The sequence below is a fragment of the Bradyrhizobium sp. 23AC genome, from assembly GCF_054863025.1.
In genome coordinates, this window is the sequence record NZ_JAVAYN010000043.1 from 1 (window position 1) to 17,026 (window position 17,026).

Sequence of the window (17,026 nt, forward strand, 5' to 3'; positions counted from 1 at the left end):
GGCACGAGAGCTTGGTTCAACGATAGACATAGTTCGTCATTCTCGCGGCTCATCTCGCCCGAGCTTTGCTTCATCTCTTCACCCTCATAATTGAAAGAGGGCGCAGGGAAGACCGGGAGCCCGCTGGCACCCGAGGTCCACTGTGCGAAGTTGGAGTAAGAAGTTTGCACAGCGGCATACAGGTGTAGCCAGGACATCCCGGCCTTCCCTGCGCAGTGGTTTTACGGCTTATGTCGTGCTCTCCCCGGGGAGCGTTGCACTATTGCCCCCGTCGCCTTGCGGATGGCTGATGCGTGCGTCCGGTTGGACGACACCCATCACCACAAGACTTGGCGCACAGACCCCGGGCGCCAGGACCACACGATTTTGCCGTACGCGGATCACACCGGTCGTGTGCGCGAGGTGTTTCGCTCACGGTTGCCCGCCCTGCGAAGTCCTTCGCGCCGATGTGACCTACGTCCACCGCCGCCCGGCCCGCGTTCGTGACGATCGCGATACGCCCCTCTTCCTTGGGCCGGGTTGCCGCGACACATACGTCGTTTCCGAATTTCGGTAAAGTGGAATATTTTCGCTGCCGCGCGTTGACCTAGGGCTCGCGTGTTTTGCCTGTCGGGCAGCGCAAGGGATTGTAGACGAGTAGGGTGGGTTAGCCCCGGGCTGCGCGAAGCGCAGTCCCCAGGCGTAATCCACCTCTTCTGTCGCCGCGGATATTAAAGTGGTGGGTTACGCCGAGCGGTCAGCGCTTCGCGCAGTCCGCACGGCTAACCCACCCTACGAGACCGGGCTATGACACCCCTCAATGCCTCACCACCAGCACCGAGCACTTCGCGTAGCGCACCACATGCCCCGCGTTGGAGCCGAGGAAATAGGTGCGCATCGCCGGCCGGTGCGAGGTCATCACGATCAGGTCGGCCTTCATGTGCACGGCTTCCTCCAGGATCTCGTGATAGATGCCGCCCTGGCGCACCACGCTGGAGATGCGGGACGCCTCGATGCCGGATTCGCGCGCGACGATGGCGAGGGCTTCTTCCGAGGTCTGGCGCTGCTGCTCGTCGAAATCGGCCGGTACGTATTCGGCCAGCATCACCGGCGTCATCGGCAGCACGTTGAGCAGGCGCACCTGGCCGCTCCAGGTCTGCGACAGCGTTGCCGCGGTCGCGATCGCCGGCTTGGCCAGATCGGTGTCGGCGAGGTCGATGGGCACGAGGATGGACTTGAACATCTGCGCCTCCAAATCTTCCAGTCAGCACGTTTTGCCGGCCGTCGCGATCATCCCGATCGAAGCAGCTTGGGGCTGGTGAACCGCACCAGCTTGCCGCGGCGGTAGGCCACGTCACCCCAATCCTTGACGTCAAAGTCGAAGATCGCAAGCCCCGCGGTGGGCAGATTGTCACTGAGCGCCCTGGCGCCATCATGATCGCCGCCGCCCATCAGCATCAAGGCGGCCTCGTGCATGCCGGGATTATGGGCGACCAGCAGCAATTGCTTTGGGTCGGCGGGGGCGGTTGCGGTGCGAATGGACTCCAGGATCTGCGCGGGATCGGCGCCGTAGAGTTCGGGCAGGATCTCGACCTGCGGCGTCGGGACGCGGTCCTTCATCACCTCCCAGGCGATGTCCCAGGTCTGCCGGGCCCGGACGGCGTGCGACACCAGCACGGTCTCGGGGAAGGGCGGATGGGCGGCGATCCAGTCGCCGATCCGGGCGGCATCCTTGTGGCCGCGATCGTCGAGCCGTCGGTCCTGGTCACGGCCGCTCGGCGCGTCGGTCTCGGTCTTGGCGTGACGCAGCAGCATCAAACGGCGCATGGCATTCTCGAATCGTTACGGTCGCGGATAATGTACAGACGCGGGTGAGGACAAGGTGACAAGCGCCCGCTCAGTCCTCTAAGAAAACGGCATGAGCGAGACTTTCACAAGCATGTCCCAGGAAGAAGCCGGCTTTCGCGACCGGGTGCGGCTGTCGTTCGATCTCGACGCCGACATCTGCGTCATCGGGGCCGGGCTTGCCGGGCTTTCTATCGCGCTGGAGGCCGCCCGGCTCGGGGCCAGCGTCGCGGTGCTCGAGGGCCGTCATATCGGCTGGAACGCTTCCGGCAACCAGCTCGGCACCGTGCTGCCGGGCTTTGCACTGCCGCTCACCGACCTGATCGAGCGCATCGGCTTCGAGGACGCGCGTGAATTGTGGACGCTGTCGAAGGAGGGCGCCGAGTTCGTCCGCGCCAATGCCACGGAAGAGAACATGCCGGGGATCGCCCCGAGCAACGGGGTGCTCGAGGTCTCCAACGTCGACGCCGGCGACCGTCTGATCAGCCGGTTGCAGATGCTGAACGAGGATTTCGACACCGAGGTCGAGGGCTGGCAGGTCGATCGCGTCCGCGAGGTGCTCAAGACCGATCGCTACTTCCACGGCGTGTATTATCCCAAAGCATTCCAGGTCGACGGCCGCAAATATGTGCACGGCCTTGCGGCGCTGGCGCGGCGGGCAGGCGCCCGCATCTTCGAGGACACGCCGGTCGTCAGCATCGATCATTCCGGCATCCGCAAACGCATCGTCACGCCCTCGGCGCGTATGCGCGCAACCCACATCGTGCTTGCCGGCAACATCCATCTCGGCGCGCCCTTGCGGCGGCTGTCGGAGACGCTGCTGCCGGTCTGGCGCTATGCCGGGATCACCGCGCCGCTCGGCGAGCGGGTGCACGAGGTCATCGCCTTCAAGGGAGCGGTGATGGATTCCGACGGCGTCGACCATTTCCGTATCGTCGACGGCGACCGGCTGATGTGGGAGAGCCCGGAGACCACCTGGGCCGCGGGTCCGCAGCGCTTTGCAGGCAGCATCAGGCGGCGGATCCGCACGATCTTTCCGGAGCTCGGCAATGTCGAGATTAGCGAAACGTTCGGCGGCGCCACCGGCCAGACCGTGCACGGCATGCCGCAGATCGGCCAGTTGCGCAAAGGCCTGTGGGTGGCGAGCGGGTTCGGCCGCCAGGGCATGAACATTTCGGCCATGGCCGGGCAGATGATCGCGCGCAGCATCCTGTGGGGCGATGAGCGCTGGAAGCTGTTCTCCCCGTTCGAGCTGGTCTGGGCGGGCGGCGCCACCGGGCGGGTCGCGGGCCAGCTGGTCGGGATCTGGGGCAGGGCGAGTTCCGCCGCCGCGGGTTCGCTCGCCCGCTACCGCGAACGTGCCAGGGTCAAGGACCGGCAGCGCGAGGGGCGTCTGGCCGAAGCCAATCGGGCCGCCGGCACCGGTCCGCGCCGCCCACCGCCCGGCGTCCGGCCGCGGCCGGCCCCGCCGCCGAAACCCCCGGTCCGGGAGGCAGAGCAGGCCGTGGAACCGGCCTCGGAAGATGGCGTCACCTCCCAATAAGTTGAGAGAAATTCGGCCCGCCAGTGTAACGTCGGCCGACAGAGCCCGTATCTCAGGGCGTGGAGCTCCCGCACGGAGAATGAGATGTTTGACCGCCGCATCCTGTTGACGACTGCCGCCGGCCTGTTCGGCCTTGGGGCCTTCCGCTGGCTGAGAGGAACGCCCGCCGAGGCTGGCGAGAAAGCCGCAGAAAAGTTCGAGATCACGAAGACGGAGGCTGAATGGCGTGCCCAGCTCACGCCGCAGCAATATGAGATCCTGCGCAATCACGGCACCGAGCGGCCGGGCTCCAGCCCGCTGCTCAAGGAGCACCGCAAGGGCACCTTCGCCTGCGCCGGCTGCGACCTGCCGCTGTTTGCTTCCGAAACCAAATTCGAGAGCGGCACCGGCTGGCCGAGCTTCTACCAGCCGATCGAGGGCAATGTCGGCAAGACCGAGGACCGCGCCTACGGCATGGTGCGCACTGAGGTGCATTGCCGTCGCTGCGGGGGCCACCTCGGCCACGTCTTCGACGACGGCCCGAAGCCGACCGGATTGCGCTACTGCATCGACGGTTTCGGGCTGGTCTTCCGCCCGGCGGCGGCGTCAGCGACGTAGTGAGTTGAGGACATCATGTCCCGGCAATTGTTGCCGGTCCCGGCAAATGTGCCCCGGTCGTCAGGCCGGGGCTTTTTCATTAAGTCATTGATTTCCTGAGAATACCCGCATTGGCATAGCCCTTGCGACTGTCTCCTCCGACTGCGGCCATGTCGACCCGCCGCCGAGATCGGATTTGGAGACAAAGTTATGGGTATCTTCGATGCAATGAACACCTCGGTGGGTGGCCTGCAGGCGCAGTCCTACGCGCTGCAGAACATCTCCGGCAACATCGCGAACTCATCCACCACCGGTTACAAGGGCATCGGCACCAGCTTCGTCGATCTCATCCCCGACTCCTCGGTCCCGAGCAAGCAGGTCGCGGGCGGCGTGACGGCCAACGCCAAGGCCACCATCACCACGCAGGGCACGATCTCGGGCTCCACCGTCGCCACCAACATGGCGATCACCGGCGACGGCTTCTTCTCCATTCAGAAGGCGACCGGCGTCGTCGACAACGTGCCGGTGTTCAGCGGCGTCACCTATTACACCCGCCGCGGCGACTTCCAGCTCAATGCCAACGGCAACCTCGTCAACGGCGCCGGCTATTACCTGATGGGCGTCACGGTTGACCCGAAGACCGGCAACCCGACCGGTAACGTTGCGAACGTCCTGAAATTCCAGAATAACTTCATCCCCGCCCAGGCGACGACCTCGATCCAGTACGCGGCCAACCTGCCGACCCAGCCGAACACTGCGGCGAGCTCGACCGCTTCGCCCGGGACGCTGCTCGCGGCTGGCGGCCTCAACCCATCGGATTTCGCTGCCAACCCGCTTCCGGTTGGCACACCGCCCGCGCCCTACACCAACAACACCGCTTCGGGCGCCGCGGCCACGGGCAACCTCCGCTCGCCCTATTCGTCGACGACGAACACCGGATCGGTCGCTCTCCAGAACAACTCGTCGGCCGTGGCATCGACGACGACATCGCTGGATAATGCCGTCGGCACGCATCTGGCATCGAGCATCCTCACCGCGTTGAGCGGCCAGACGCTGACCATCAACGGCAGCAACACGATCACCTTCAACGCCGGCAACACCGTCACGCTCGGCACCAACTCGACCATCGGTCTGGGGGCCGGCACGCCTGCGACGGTCCAGGACATTCTGACCGCAATTCAGAACGCAGCCGGCCCCGGCGTCACCGCTTCCTTGAGCGCCAGCGGCAACATCGTGATTTCGAGCGGCACCACCACGGACGTGGCGGTGAACAGCGGCACCGCGGCCACGGCGCTCGGTATCACCAGCGTGACGCGCGGCGGCAACGTGCTGTCCTCGCCCGCCATCTCCGGGGCGACGCTGTTGAGCGGCAGCGCGACGGCCGGCGGCGCCCAGGTTCTCTCCTCGGGTTTTTCGGCGGGCCCGCCTGCCGACACGATCACCGTCAACGGCCAGACGCTGACATTCATGGCTTCGGGCGCGAGCGGTCCGAACCAGATCAACATCACCGACAACATCACGACCCTGCTCAGCAAGATCGATGCGCTCTCCGGCGCCACCGGCTCGTCCGTCAGCACCAGCGGTGTGATCACGCTGAACACGGGCACCGTGTCCAACCTGTCGGTGTCGAGCTCCAACAGCGCCGCCTTCGCCGCCCTCGGCTTTACCTCAACCATCACCAAGAACCGTAACGGCGGCGGCACCGCGGGCACGGGCGGCGTGATCGGCAACGACATCGCGACTTTCACCAAGGAGTCGATCAGCGGCGGCGCGGTGACCGCCTACAACGCTGCCGGTACGCCGGTGAACCTGCAATTGCGCTGGGCCAAGACCGACAGTGCCTCGCTGGGCGCTGGTCATTCCGACAGCTGGAATTTGTTCTACCAGACTGATCCGAACGCGACCGGCACCACGGTCGGCTGGGTCAATACGGGCCAGGCCTTCACCTTCGCTTCCGACGGCTCGCTGACCACGCCGGCCGGCTCCGGCATCACCATCAACAATGTCAGCGTCAGCGGCCAGTCGCTCGGCTCCGTCGCCTTCAACATCTCGACCGGCGGCCTGACGCAATATGCCAGCACGTCGGGCGCCGTGACCATCAACACCATCACGCAGAACGGCTACGCCGCGGGCCAGTTGCGGTCGGTCGCGGTCAACAACAGCGGCCTCGTGGTCGGCACCTTCTCGAACGGCCAGAACCTCAACCTCGCCCAAGTCTCGCTGTCGCACTTCAACGGCACCAACTATTTGAAGGCGATGGATGGTGGCGCGTATGCCGCGACCGAACAGTCTGGCGCCGCGATCGACGGTGCATCGGGAAGCATCAGCGGCTCGTCGCTGGAAGGCTCCAACACCGACATCGCCGACGAATTCACCAAGCTGATCGTGACCCAGCAGGCCTATTCGGCCAACACCAAGGTGATCACGACCGCGAATTCGATGGTGCAGGACCTTCTGAACGTGTTGCGCTGATCGGCGCGTAACGTAACCAAAGGCGGCAAGTAACATGGGTTTGAGTTCAGCCCTCGCCAGTGCGATGAGCGGTCTGCGTGCCAACCAGGCCGCGCTCTCGATCGTCTCCTCGAACGTCGCGAATTCGCAGACGCCGGGTTACGTCGTCCAGAGCCCGAACCAGATCGAGGTCACCACCGGCGATTTCGGCTCGACGGCGATGACGACCGGCGTCAGCCGGGAGCTCGACACCTTTGTGCTGAACCAGCTGCGCACCGAGACCGGCGGCGGTGGTTACGCCGACCAGATGGCCAACATTCTGAAGCAGCTTCAGAGTGTCTATGGCACGCCCGGCAACAGCGGCACGCTCGAAACCGCGCTGAACAATTTCACCACGGCGCTGCAGGCGCTGTCGACCAGCTCGGGCGCGTCGTCGGCGCAAACGGTTGCCCTCGGTGCGGCGCAGGCGCTGGCCACGCAGCTCAACGTCACCACCAAGGGCATCCAGTCGCTGCGCTCCAACGTCGAGCAGGATCTCGGCACCTCGGCGCAGGCCGCGAACGCTGCCATGCAGCAGGTCGCCACCATTAACTCCAAGCTGCAGGGCCTGTCGGCCAACGACCCCTCGGCCGCGACGCTGATGGACCAGCGCGACCAGGCCATCAACACGCTGTCGAAATATGTCGACGTCCGCGTCACCACCGACGGATCGAACCAGGCCAACCTGTACACCACGACGGGCATCCAGCTGGTCGGCGCCGGGCTCGCCTCGCAATTCACTTTTGCTTCCGCCGGCGCGATGTCTGCGACCTCGCTCTACAACATCGATCCGGCCAAGTCGGGCGTCGGCGCGCTCAACATCGTGCTGCCGAACGGCTCGAAGGTCGACGTCGTCGCCAACAACGTGGTCTCGTCGGGCCAGATCGCGGCCGATCTTAAGCTGCGCGACCAGACGCTGGTGCAGGCCCAGAACCAGATCGACCAGCTCGCCGCGACGATGTCGAGCGCATTGTCCGACAAGACCACGGCCGGCAGCACGGTGTCGGGTCCGCCCGCCGGCTTCGACATCGACCTTGGCGGTGCGTTGCCGGGCAACACCGCCACCTTCACTTACACCGACACGGCCACCAACACCCAGCGCCAGATCAGGTTGGTGAACGTGACCGACCCGGCGGCGTTGCCGCTGCAGAATGCGACCAACGCCAACCCGATGCAGATCGGCGTGAACTTTTCCGGCGGCATGGGCGCGATCGCCTCGGCGCTCAACACCGCGCTTTCGACCTCGCATCTCAGCTTCTCCGCGGCGCCAGCGCCGGCAAGCGCCACGACGCTGCGGGTCACGGACGACAATTCCGGGCTCGCCAAGGTCAATTCGGCCTCGATCAGCAAGACGATCTCGTCGCTGACCTCGGGCAATCCGCAACTGGCCGTGTTCACCGACGGCGGGCAGGCGCTCTACACCGGCGCGATCACATCCTCGGGCTCGCAGCTGACCGGCCTTGCCGGACGCATCAAGGTGAACACGCAGCTGGCCGCCGACCCGACCAGGATGTCGGTCTACAGCACTTCGCCGGTGACCCCCGCGGGCGACACCACGCGTTCGGACTATCTCTACGCGCAGCTCACTTCGGCGGTGTTCTCCTATTCGCCGACGACCGGCCTCGGTTCGGCCAACCAGCCCTTCAGCGGCAGCGTCTCGAACTACCTGCAGCAATTCCTGAGCATCCAGGCCAACGCCTCGACCCAGGCCACCCAGCTCCAGCAGGGCCAGAGTGTCGTGGTCTCGACGCTGCAGGCCAAGTTCGACTCGACCGCCAAGGTCAACCTCGACTCCGAGATGTCTAACCTGATCCAGCTCCAGAATGCCTATGCCGCCAACGCTCACGTCATGTCGGTGGTGCAGAGCATGATGAACACGTTGATCCAGGCTCAAGTGTAACAAGTAACAGGGCTCTGAAACATGTCGATCAGCAGCATCAACTACTCCTCGTCGGTTCTCGGCTCGCAGATCCGCAACATCAATCAGCAGCTCACCGACCTGTCGACGCAGCTCTCGACCGGCAAGCTGTCGCAGAACTATTCCGGGATGGGCACCAACGAGGGCTTTGCGATCGCCGGGCGTGCGCAGCTCTCCAACATCGCCGCCTATACCGACACGATCACCAACGTCAATGTCAGCATCAACCTCGCCAATACGGCGCTGCAGTCGCTGACCAAGATCCGCAGCACGGTGCAGACGGGCGCGGCCAACACCGCGCAGGATCTCAACGTCAACGGCCAGACCATCGCGCAGAACACCGCTGCCGCCCAGTTCGGCTCGATGGTCGGCGTGCTCAACACGCAGACCGGCAACCGCTATCTGTTCTCCGGAACCGCCATCGGCACGCAGTCGGTTGCGGATGCCGGCGACATCATCAACGGCACCACGACCCAGGCGGGGTTCAAGACCGTCATGGCGGAGCGCCAGGCCGCCGACCTCGGCGACGGAATGGGTCGTCTGGTGCAGACGACGCTGCCGTCGGGCGCGATACAGGTGTCCGAGGACGTTGCCGGTTCGCCGTTCGGTCTGAAGATTGCGGCGGTCTCCTCGACACTGACGGGCGCGACCATCACCGGTCCGAGCGGCTCGCCGGTGTCGTTCTCGGTCAATCTCAACGGCGTCAATCCGAACAACGGCGACAAGCTCAGGGTTCAGTTCACCTTGCCGGACGGCTCGACCGAGCAGATCGACCTGACCGCCTCGACGGCTACGCCGACCCCGGTGGGCAGCTTCGCGATCGACGCAAGCACCCCCGTCAACCCGGCCAACACCGCGACGAATCTCAACACGGCGCTGAACACCGCGATCAAGAAGCTCGCGGGCACCTCGTTGGTGGCAGCATCCGCGGTTACCGCTGGCGACAATTTCTTCAACACCGCGAGCTCTGCGATCGGCGCGCCCAAGACCAGCCAGGCCGGCCCGACCGTGCCGATCAGCGGTGCAACGGCGCTATCCGGGGCCAGCCCCACCGACTCGATCTCGCCGGGCTTCGTGGCGGGCGATACCATCACCGTCAACGGCACCACGCTGACCTTCGTGGCCTCGGGCGCGACCGGCAACCAGCTCAACGTCGGCGACAGCATCCAGACGCTGATGAGCAAGATCGACGCGATCACGGGGACGTCGAAGCCGTCGACAATCCATGGCGGTTCGATCACGATCAACACCGACGATGCGGCGAGCTTGACCATCACGAGCTCGAATACCGGCGCGCTCGGTTCGCTCGGCTTTGCCTCGACGCCGGTGACCGCCACGCAGCCGCCGCTCCGCGTCGGCTCCTCGCCCGCGAGCTCGGCGACGACGCTGGTCAACGGCTCGGCCACCACCGTGGAATGGTACCTTGGCAATGACGGGCCCGGCTCGGCGCGCTCCACCGCGATGGCGCGGGTCGACGATTCCGTCACGGTGCAGTACGGCGCCCAGGCGAACGAGGACGCGATCCGCCGGCAGCTGCAGGCAATCGCGGTGTTCGGGACCTTCTCGACCTCGCCGACCGGGCAGTATTCGGGCGGACAGGTCGCCGCGCTGAGCCTGCGCACGACCCAGGCGCTGACCCAGCAGCCCGGCCAGCAGCGCATCGAGGACATCCAGACCGACATCGCGATGGCCCAGAACACGATGAAGGACGCGAGCACGCGCCAGACCCAGGCCAAGGCGCAGCTCCAGACCATCATCGACCAGGCGGAATCGGCCCCGCCCGACCAGGTCGCGAGCCAGCTCCTGGCGCTGCAGAACGCGCTTCAGGCGTCCTATCAGGTGACCTCGAACCTCGCGCAGCTCTCGCTCGTCAAGTTCCTGTAAGGATGCGTTAAGGCGCCGTTAACCATGCCTCTTTACCTCTTGGTGAGGATTGGAGCGGGGCGGAGCTGCCGATGTCGGACAGGATGCAATTGGTGGTGGCAACGCCGTGCTTCGGCGGTCAGGTGTCGAGCATCTATGCGAGCTCGATCTTCGCGCTGCAGCGGGCCGTGCACGGCATGTCCAATCTCGAGCTCAAGGTACTGCTGCGCGACGGCGATGCGCTGATCACCCGCGCGCGGGCCAATCTAGTCGCGATGTTCCTGGACGATCCCAAGGCGACACATTTCCTGTTTATCGACGCCGATATCGGCTTCAAGCCGGAGCAGGTGTTCCGGCTGATCGAATGCGGCGCTGACGTCGTCGCCGGCTGCTATCCGATCAAGCGGGTCAATTGGGACAAGGCCGCGCGGGCGATCCAGTCGGGCCGCACCGACGTGCCGGCCGCCTCGCTCGACTACGTGCTCGAGATCGAGGACCCCGACCGCATCGTCGTCGTCAACGGCTTCACCCGCGTGCGCTATGCCGGCACGGGCTTCCTGATGATCCGGCGCCAGGCGCTGGAGGCGATGTGCCGTCATCCGGACTATGCGGCCTTGCAGTTCTTCCGCGAGCATTCGCACGACACGCTGGCGGCCAGCCAGAACCGGTTTGCGTTGTTCGAATGCATGATCGATCCGGCGACCGGCACGTATCTGTCCGAGGACTTCGCCTTCTGCAAGCGCTGGACCGCTATCGGCGGCGAGATCTGGGCCGACATCCAGAGCTCGCTCGATCACGTCGGGCCGTCGGTGTTCCACGGCGATATCGCCTCGCAATTTGCGCCGGCGGCAGCGGCCGATGCGGCGTGAGCCTTCCGGGATGAGCGCCGGCGCATCCCGTCTGTCAGGTCAGGAGCGCGCCCCCGACGGCGGCTCGCGTTATCGCCTGCGCGATCTCTTCACACCTCTGGACACGCTGCTCGTCTCCGGCGGCGACCCGCGGCTGGCGCTCGACGCCAGGGATCGCGTCAACGGCTATGGCTGCGCGGCTTCGCCGGAGCCGGAGATCTGGAATTTCGCCTCCTCGACCGCATCGACGATCTCGCAAACCGCTTACGACCGTGCCGCGCTGGCGCGCGAAGAGCTGATGCACAAGTGCCTGTTCGACGAGGTCGAGATCGCCTTCGATGCGCGCTGCGAGGACATGCGGGACGAGCTGCGCGGCCATCTCCAGCTCTCGCCGCGCGTCGACGTCGTGTTCTCGCCCTCCGGCACCGACTCCCAGCTCCACGCCCTGTTCCTGGCGCGCGCGGTGCTCGGGGCGCCGCCGGTGACGATCGTGGTCGGCGCCGACCAAACCGGAAGCGGGACGATCCACACCGCCCGCGGGCACCATTTCAGCTCCACGACGGCGAGCGGCCTTGCGGTTCGCAAGGACGGTGCGGTTGCGGGGCTCGCCGGCGCCAGTGTTGCGCTGCCGCTGCTCGGCCCCGGAATTGCGATGCGCGCGGACGCGGATGCCGCGGTGCTGCATGCGATCGAGGCCACGGTCGCGCAAGGCGCGCCCGTGCTGCTCCAGATCATGGATGCATCGAAGCTCGGCTGGCGCGCACCGAGCGCGGCCTGTCTCGACGAGATCGCGCGGCGCTGGCCGCGCAAGGTGCAGATCGTCGTCGACGCCTGTCAGGCCCGGCTCGGCCGCCGCCGGCTGCGCTCCTATCTCGACCGCGGCTATATGGTGCTGATGACAGGCTCGAAATTCTTCGGTGGGCCCGCCTTCAGCGGCGCGGTGCTGGTGCCGAAGGGCCTTTCGCGGTCGCTCGACCGGGTCGAGGGGATTGCGCCTGGTATCTTCGACTATGCCGGCCGTTGCGATTGGCCGGTGGCCTGGACGGCGCTGCGTTCGCGCTTCGAACGCCGTCCGAACTTCGGTCAATGGCTGCGCTGGGAAGCGGCGCTGGCCGAGATCGGCCGCTACTACACGGTGCCCGGGGCTTTCCGCGCGGAGATACTCGCCGAGCTCGCCGCCGGCATCGACAGCATGATCGCGCTGTCGCCGTCGCTTCGCCCCGTCCCATCCGCGATCGGGACCGCCGGCGTGGATGATGAGGAATTTGCACAAACCACGATCTTTCCGTTCATCTTGCTGCGCGACGGCAAGCCGGTCTCGATCGCCGAGACCGCGGCCGTTCATCGCGCGTTGGCGCGTGACATGAACGAGGCGATTGGCGGCAGTGCGGCGGACCGGCAGCTCGCCGTGCAGCGCTGCCTGATCGGCCAGCCGGTCCGACTGGAGCGGCAGGACGAGGCACCGCAGGCGGTGCTGCGCCTCTGTGTCGGCGCACGGCTCGTGACCGAGGCCTGGTCGCCAGACATGGCGCAGGCGCAACGCAACGTGCAGCAAATTCTCGATCGCATAGCCCATGTCCTGGTAAAGATCGAGCTGCTGCTCGACCGTGGCGCGGTCGCGGCTGCGCCGGTAAACTCCGCGTTCGAGGTGTGAGATGCAGCATCCGGTTTCCGCGCCGCTTCGCATGACCGCGGCGAACTACGCCGATCGCATCGGCTTTGCGCAGCTGACGCGCCAGGCCTTCGAAGGTGTCGACCTGCATCCGTTGCGCGACCAGCTGCTGGCGCGGATCGCGGCCGGGACCGCACTGGCGGGCGAAGGGCTGGATCTGTCGTTGATCACCCAGCTTCTCGGCGACAAGGATCGGGGACTTGCGATCCAGTCGGAGGTGCTGTCCTTCCACCAATTGTTTCGCACGCCGAGCGCTGCTCCGAAGCCGGGCTTGCGCGTGCTCGCGCTAGCAGCCGACATCGACATGGGCGGCAACACGCCGATCGATTTTCTGCTCGAAGGCTTCGACATCGAGCTGTTGACGCTCTATGTTGTCAAGGGCGTCGGTCTGCCCGAGAATTTGCCCGAGCACGACGTTGCCATCGTGGTCGCCTCCGATTCCGAGGAATGCCGCGAGGCGCTCGCCTCGATCGAGAAGGCCGCGCCGCACTGGCCGCGGCCGCTGCTCAATCGTCCCGATCGCATCGGCAACCTCGATCGCGACAAGCTGCATCGGCTACTGGCCGGCGTGCCGGGTCTCGACATTCCCGCGACCATCCACGCGGCGCGCGGGCAATTGTCGGATCTTTCGCGAGGGCAGATCGCCTGCCGCGACATCGCGGCTGAACTGCGCTTTCCGATGATCGCGCGGCCGCGCGGCTCGCATGCCGGCGTCGGACTCGCGAAGCTCGACGATGCGGCCGCGCTCGCAGCCTATCTTGCCGAGCGTGATGAGCGGGATTTCTTCGTCGCACGCTTCGTCGACTATGCGAACCGCGACGGGCTCTACCGCAAATATCGTCTCGCGATGGTCGACGGCAAACCCTACGCCTGTCACATGGCGATCGCCGACCGCTGGGACATCTGGTATCTCAACGCCTACATGGCGTTCAGCGAGGAGAAGCGGGCAGAAGAAGCGATCTTCATGCGCGACTTCGATCACGCCTTCGCCGCGCGCCACGGACGCGCGCTCGATGAGATGAGCAGGCGTGTCGGCCTCGATTATTTCATCGTCGATTGCGCCGAGAACCAGGACGGCGAACTCCTGGTGTTCGAGGCCGACAACACCGCCGTCGTGCACAACATGGATTCGCCGGTCGTGTTTCCTTACAAGCCGCCACAGATGCGCAGGATCTTTGCGGCATTCTCGGCGATGCTGTCGCGGCATGCAAGAGCAGGCGAGGGGAGTGCAGCATGAACGAGATCATCCGCAACGCGCAAAGCTCCGTCGCGCGCACCTCGCTCGACCCGCAGGACTGGAGTGAATTTCGCGCGCTCGCCCATCGCATGCTCGACGATGCGATCGACGGCATCGCCAACGTTCGGGCGCGCCCGGTCTGGCAGCCGATTCCCGATGCGACCCGCGCGGCCTTCAAGGCCGACGTGCCGCGCGAGGCGAGCGACCTCGCCGAGGTCTATCGCGAATTCGCCGATCACGTCGCGCCCTATGCGACCGGCAACGTCCATCCCGGCTTCATGGGCTGGGTACATGGCGGCGGCACCGCGGTCGGCATGATCGCGGACATGCTCGCGGCCGGCCTCAATGCCAATCTCGGCGGACGCGACCACATGCCGATCGAGGTCGAACGCCAGATCGTCGACTGGATGCGCCGCCTGTTCGCGTTTCCGGACAGCGCGAGCGGCATCTTCGTCACGGGCACGTCGATGGCCAATCTGATGGCGGTGCTGGTGGCGCGCACGGCTGCGCTGGGCACGCTGGCGCGGCAATACGGCATCGGCAATGACGGTGCGGTGCTGACGGCCTATACGTCGCAGGCCGCGCATGGCTGCGTCTCCAGGGCGATGGACATTGCCGGGCTCGGCACCGATGCGCTGCGCAAGGTCGACGTCGATGCCGATCATCGCATCGACGTAGCAGCGCTGCGTGCGCAAATCACAATCGATCGCGAGGTCGGCTTCAAGCCGTTCCTTGTCGTGGCGTCTGCCGGCACGGTCGACATTGGTGCGATCGACGACCTCAAGGCGATCGCGGAACTGTGCCGCGAGGAGGGGATCTGGTTTCACGTCGACGGTGCTTTCGGTGCGCTTGCGATCTTCTCGCCCGAGCTCGCGCCGCTGCTCGGCGGCATTGAGCTCGCAGATTCCATTGCGCTCGACTTCCACAAATGGGGACAGGTGCCTTACGACGCCGGCTTCCTGCTGGTGCGCGAAGGCGAGCAGCATCGGCAGGCCTTTGCGCAGCCCGCGGCCTATCTGCGCCGCGAGGCGAGAGGGCTTGCGGCGGGCGCAGTCTGGCCCTGCGATCTCGGCCCCGATCTGTCGCGCGGCTTCCGTGCGCTGAAGACGTGGTTCACGCTGAAGACATTCGGCACCGATCGACTGGGGGCGACGATCACGAGAAGCTGCGCGCTGGCGAAATATCTGGAGGCCCGCGTAATGGCCGAACCGCGGCTGGAATTGCTGGCGCCGGTCAACCTCAACATCGTCTGCTTCCGCTATCGTGCCGATGATGCGGTCAATCGCGAGATTGTCGCCGATATCCAGGAGTCCGGAATAGCAGCGCCCTCGAGCACGACGCTGGGCGGCAGGTTTGCGATCCGCGCCGCGATCGTCAATCACCGCACCGAGGAGGCGGATATCGATGCGCTGGTCGCGGCTGTGCTGGAGTTCGGCGGCCGGCGGTGCGGCGACGGGATGATCGAGGTCGAGGCACCGCCGCTGGCGGCGCAATAGCACTGGTGCATGGCTGAAACGACAACGGCCCCGGAGACGATCCGGGGCCGTTGTCGTTTGCGGACTGGGTCGTTCGCGTGGCGCGGCCGCGCGAACGCGCGCGGTCAGGCGGCGGAGCTCACGTCCTTGGCCGCTTCCGTCTGGGGATGGGTGGCCTCGAATTGGCTCCGCAGCTTCTCTTCATAGGCGATCAGCTTGCGGGCATCCTTCAGCGCCCGGTAGAGGTCGCCGTTCAGGATGTTGTTGTTGATGCCCTCGATGATCGGCCAGGCGCTCGGCACCGCGGTGACGATATCGCGCACCAGGTTGAAATAGGTGCCGTGCTGGCTCTGCGGATCCGGCGAAATGTACATGAGCTGGACCGCCAGATAGACGAGCTTCGCCGGCGAATCCGCGGTCTCCGGCGTGAGGATGTCGCGCTCGCGCAGGATCGGCACGTTGTCGCCGTCGATCAGGAGGCGCGCGCGCTGGTCCGTGTTGGTAATCACGCAGTTGCCGACGATGATGCGTTCGTGTGGTCTGAGCTCGACCTTGAGGGCCATTGCCTGTTCTCCATCAACGCTTTCGTAACCGAGCGCTCGTTGCGGCCTATTAAGACGTGATTCTCGCTCGGAATTAGTTAACGACCTGTAAATTCCCGCCGTTCACGCGGGAAACCGCAATATTTTCAAGGTCGTACCCTTGCGGCTGCGCGGCGATCTTGCGCGGCGTCCCCGGCCGAATCACGCGAAACCCGGCAAAGGCACGGATTTCATTTCATGTTTCGTTAGAGGTCTCGGCGCCACGGTCCGCCGGTCGCTGGGTCACTCTCGATCCAAGCAGACGAGTAACAGTTGCGTCGTTTACCAGAAAGGTAACAGAGTTATGTCAGGCATCGTCCTCTCCGCGTCGGTTCGCCAGAACCTGCTCTCCCTCCAGTCCACCGCTGATCTTCTCGCCACCACGCAGAACCGTCTGTCGACCGGCAAGAGCGTCAATTCGGCCCTGGACAATCCCACCAACTTCTTCACGGCACAGTCGCTCGATAACCGCGCCAGCGACATCAACAATCTGCTCGACGGTATCGCCAACGGCGTGCAGGTGCTGCAGGCTGCCAACACCGGCATCACCTCGCTGCAGAAGCTGATCGACAGCGCCAAGTCGATCGCCAACCAGGCGCTGCAGACCACCGTCGGTTATTCCACCAAGTCGAACGTCTCCGCCACCATCTCCGGTGCGACGGCGGCCGACCTGCGTGGCACGACCTCCTATGCCAGCGCCACCGCATCCAGCAACGTGCTGTATAGCGGCGCGGCCGGCGGCACCACGGCAGCGACGGGCACCACGACGCTCGGCGCCAGCATCGGCGTCTTCGCAAGCACTGGCGCAACGACCGGCGCCGGCGGTACCACGACCCTGGAAGGTACCATCACCCTGATCGCCACCAACGGCACGAGCGCCAGCGGCCTGGCCGGCAACGCCCAGCCCGCCGACGGCGACACCCTGACCGTGAACGGCAAGACCATCACCTTCCGCGCCGGCGTTGCGCCGGCGGCGAGCGGTGTCCCCTCCGGTTCGGG

14 protein-coding genes are annotated in these 17,026 nt (G+C 65.6%); 10 read left to right on the forward strand and 4 right to left on the reverse strand.

Annotated elements, in window-relative coordinates; genetic code table 11:
• The 3 genes from RAD10_RS40990 to RAD10_RS41000 all read right to left on the reverse strand — a co-directional run.
• Window positions 1–197: hypothetical protein (locus RAD10_RS40990; protein ID WP_461621909.1), on the reverse strand; the 197-nt coding region annotated here is incomplete at its 3' end.
• A gap of 599 nt (window positions 198–796) precedes the next feature.
• Window positions 797–1,222, reverse strand: a complete 426-nt coding sequence (locus RAD10_RS40995; RefSeq protein WP_026201824.1) for a universal stress protein — start codon at window positions 1,220–1,222, stop codon at window positions 797–799.
• Window positions 1,223–1,269: 47 nt separating this feature from the next.
• Window positions 1,270–1,806 carry a SixA phosphatase family protein gene (locus RAD10_RS41000; protein WP_461621910.1) on the reverse strand — a complete coding sequence of 179 codons (537 nt, stop codon included), beginning with the start codon at window positions 1,804–1,806 and terminating at the stop codon, window positions 1,270–1,272.
• 91 nt (window positions 1,807–1,897) lie between these two features.
• On the opposite strand from RAD10_RS41000, the gene RAD10_RS41005 reads away from it, so the two are divergent.
• From RAD10_RS41005 to RAD10_RS41045, 9 genes are all read left to right on the forward strand, one after another.
• Window positions 1,898–3,367 carry an NAD(P)/FAD-dependent oxidoreductase gene (locus RAD10_RS41005; protein ID WP_461621911.1) on the forward strand — a complete coding sequence of 490 codons (1,470 nt, stop codon included), beginning with the start codon at window positions 1,898–1,900 and terminating at the stop codon, window positions 3,365–3,367.
• A gap of 84 nt (window positions 3,368–3,451) precedes the next feature.
• On the forward strand, window positions 3,452–3,964 hold the full coding sequence (gene msrB / locus RAD10_RS41010) for a peptide-methionine (R)-S-oxide reductase MsrB (RefSeq protein WP_212250501.1): 513 nt from the start codon (window positions 3,452–3,454) through the stop codon (window positions 3,962–3,964).
• A gap of 189 nt (window positions 3,965–4,153) precedes the next feature.
• Window positions 4,154–6,415, forward strand: a complete 2,262-nt coding sequence (locus tag RAD10_RS41015; RefSeq protein ID WP_461621912.1) for a flagellar hook-basal body complex protein — start codon at window positions 4,154–4,156, stop codon at window positions 6,413–6,415.
• A 34-nt stretch (window positions 6,416–6,449) separates the two neighbouring features.
• Entirely contained in the window at window positions 6,450–8,333 is a 1,884-nt protein-coding gene (flgK, locus tag RAD10_RS41020; protein ID WP_461621913.1) for a flagellar hook-associated protein FlgK, read from the forward strand.
• A 21-nt stretch (window positions 8,334–8,354) separates the two neighbouring features.
• Window positions 8,355–10,235, forward strand: coding sequence for a flagellar protein (locus RAD10_RS41025; RefSeq protein ID WP_461621914.1), 1,881 nt, complete (start codon window positions 8,355–8,357; stop codon window positions 10,233–10,235).
• A 71-nt stretch (window positions 10,236–10,306) separates the two neighbouring features.
• Window positions 10,307–11,083 carry a hypothetical protein gene (locus tag RAD10_RS41030; RefSeq protein ID WP_461621915.1) on the forward strand — a complete coding sequence of 259 codons (777 nt, stop codon included), beginning with the start codon at window positions 10,307–10,309 and terminating at the stop codon, window positions 11,081–11,083.
• A complete protein-coding gene (locus RAD10_RS41035) occupies window positions 11,073–12,716 on the forward strand; it encodes a hypothetical protein (protein WP_461621916.1) in 1,644 nt (547 codons plus the stop codon). Before RAD10_RS41030 ends, RAD10_RS41035 begins: the two co-directional genes overlap by 11 nt.
• Window position 12,717: 1 nt before the next feature.
• Window positions 12,718–13,971, forward strand: coding sequence for an ATP-grasp domain-containing protein (locus tag RAD10_RS41040; RefSeq protein ID WP_461621917.1), 1,254 nt, complete (start codon window positions 12,718–12,720; stop codon window positions 13,969–13,971).
• Window positions 13,968–15,467 (forward strand): pyridoxal phosphate-dependent decarboxylase family protein, encoded by a 1,500-nt coding sequence (locus tag RAD10_RS41045; protein WP_461621918.1) that lies wholly within the window; start codon window positions 13,968–13,970, stop codon window positions 15,465–15,467. The genes RAD10_RS41040 and RAD10_RS41045 overlap by 4 nt, the downstream gene beginning before the upstream one ends.
• A gap of 104 nt (window positions 15,468–15,571) precedes the next feature.
• On the opposite strand, the gene flbT is transcribed toward RAD10_RS41045, so the two are convergent.
• Entirely contained in the window at window positions 15,572–16,009 is a 438-nt protein-coding gene (gene flbT / locus RAD10_RS41050) for a flagellar biosynthesis repressor FlbT (RefSeq protein ID WP_028144338.1), read from the reverse strand.
• 322 nt (window positions 16,010–16,331) lie between these two features.
• Between flbT and RAD10_RS41055 the strand changes: the two genes are divergently transcribed.
• On the forward strand, window positions 16,332–17,026 hold a 695-nt coding region (locus RAD10_RS41055; RefSeq protein WP_461621919.1), incomplete at its 3' end, for a flagellin N-terminal helical domain-containing protein.

Bases quoted from the DNA above. Each gene is read 5' to 3' on its own strand.
- RAD10_RS40995 (WP_026201824.1), bottom strand. From the start codon at position 1,222: ATGTTCAAGTCCATCCTCGTGCCCATCGACCTCGCCGACACCGATCTG.
- RAD10_RS41000 (WP_461621910.1), bottom strand. From the start codon at position 1,806: ATGCGCCGTTTGATGCTGCTGCGTCACGCCAAGACCGAGACCGACGCG.
- RAD10_RS41005 (WP_461621911.1), top strand. From the start codon at position 1,898: ATGAGCGAGACTTTCACAAGCATGTCCCAGGAAGAAGCCGGCTTTCGC.
- msrB (WP_212250501.1), top strand. From the start codon at position 3,452: ATGTTTGACCGCCGCATCCTGTTGACGACTGCCGCCGGCCTGTTCGGC.
- RAD10_RS41015 (WP_461621912.1), top strand. From the start codon at position 4,154: ATGGGTATCTTCGATGCAATGAACACCTCGGTGGGTGGCCTGCAGGCG.
- flgK (WP_461621913.1), top strand. From the start codon at position 6,450: ATGGGTTTGAGTTCAGCCCTCGCCAGTGCGATGAGCGGTCTGCGTGCC.
- RAD10_RS41025 (WP_461621914.1), top strand. From the start codon at position 8,355: ATGTCGATCAGCAGCATCAACTACTCCTCGTCGGTTCTCGGCTCGCAG.
- RAD10_RS41030 (WP_461621915.1), top strand. From the start codon at position 10,307: ATGTCGGACAGGATGCAATTGGTGGTGGCAACGCCGTGCTTCGGCGGT.
- RAD10_RS41035 (WP_461621916.1), top strand. From the start codon at position 11,073: ATGCGGCGTGAGCCTTCCGGGATGAGCGCCGGCGCATCCCGTCTGTCA.
- RAD10_RS41040 (WP_461621917.1), top strand. From the start codon at position 12,718: ATGCAGCATCCGGTTTCCGCGCCGCTTCGCATGACCGCGGCGAACTAC.
- RAD10_RS41045 (WP_461621918.1), top strand. From the start codon at position 13,968: ATGAACGAGATCATCCGCAACGCGCAAAGCTCCGTCGCGCGCACCTCG.
- flbT (WP_028144338.1), bottom strand. From the start codon at position 16,009: ATGGCCCTCAAGGTCGAGCTCAGACCACACGAACGCATCATCGTCGGC.